Below are 1537 nucleotides of genomic sequence, written 5' to 3' on the forward strand. Positions count from 1 at the left end.
AGGTGTCTTTTTAACAAAAAAATTAAGGAAACAAAAATGTCAAAAATCCGTTAAAAATGAAAAAACACAGTGTATGTTAATCATTTCCGAGAGCATTCGCCAGTCCTGCCTCCCCACTGACAAGTACATCATGAATTTTAGCTTTCCCAAATTGTAAGTTGACATAATAAGCCAAAAGAAGCTATAATTAGCACGAAAATGAATGGATTCGGAAAAATGTTAAGTTAGGTTGCTTCTTTTGCAACGGAAAGGATACCTTTATGAAATTACAGAAAACTTTGGCGGCTGTTATGGCTTTCTCCACAATGCTATCTAGCGTTCCTGTGTCTATACAGGCAGATGAAATCGTCAGTTTCCCTCCAGAGGAATCGGAATACTGCCAGCAGGACGAACCCATTATCACGATCAATGGCTGTGGATATACTGCCCAGCAGTTTGTGGAGAGAGTCCTTGCATATACCATTGTGCCAGATCCCATTGTCACAATGGAAACAGAAGATGGAACCGAAATGGAATTTGAATACAATGAAGAAAGGCAGAGAACGGAGAAAATCGTAGGACAGGAAATCACCACGTATCAGTATGACGAGTTTTCCAATCTGGTATCGGAAGTGCTGCCAGACAAAAAGCAGATTACATATTCCTATACGGAAAGCGGCAGTGAAACCAATGCATACAGCATATCCTATTGCAATGTTACATACAAATACTGTATTCAAAATGGCATTATCACAGGACTGGTTGACAGAAACAACAAGACAATCTGCACTTATGACTATGACAAAAACGGAACAACCAGGCATATCTATGAGATCAGAGGAAAAAAGAAAATAGAGCATAAGGACAATTCAGGAGATATGTTTGTTGGCTGTGTAAATTCCCTAAGATATGATGGGGAATGTTACGATCCAGAAACAGACCTGTTCTGTATCCAGGCAGGAAGCTACTACGATCCCAAGAAGAATAAAATAGTGGATGATACGTGTTATGTGGATATGGAAGGACTGTTTGGGGATCAGTATGAAAGATTAAGCAGGGAGAAAAGTACAGAGGCTGACAAAAAGAAAGTTTCGCCTTTAAGCCTGCCAGGGACTTTGGAATCACAGCTTCTGTACGCTGCCACAAAAAAATATAATGCTGCGTTAAGTACAAATGTAGATGCTTATAAGGGTGACACATGGTATACTGATTTTAGCAGTCCAGCAATGCATTATAAACTGGCTGCCCGGATTATTTATGCAGAAAATACCAATACAAACAATAACGCCAATATGAAAACATACTTGCATTATAACAGGCAAGGAATTGCATGGGTTATTATTAACCGGCTTTTGGAGGATAAATACAGGAAAATGAAAGGACAGACCTGTACCTTTTCCAGTACATCCACACCAAACCTGTATTCAATTCTTACAAAAAGCGGGGCTTTTGCTTCGTTAACTAGTGGCAATGCAAAAGACAAGATAAACTTTAAAAATGAAGCCTATCGGGAAGCTTTTATGCTTGCCTGCCTGATAAATGTGTGTGGTTCTTTTGA

At 39.2% G+C, this 1537-nt stretch carries 1 protein-coding gene; it reads left to right on the forward strand.

The window, feature by feature from the left end:
- Positions 1-260: 260 nt before the first annotated feature.
- The coding region (locus tag BMY85_RS15385; protein ID WP_177180551.1) for a hypothetical protein at positions 261-1537 on the forward strand (1277 nt) is incomplete at its 3' end.

Source organism: [Clostridium] polysaccharolyticum (genome assembly GCF_900111595.1).
Lineage (GTDB): Bacteria > Bacillota > Clostridia > Lachnospirales > Lachnospiraceae > Clostridium_AI > Clostridium_AI polysaccharolyticum.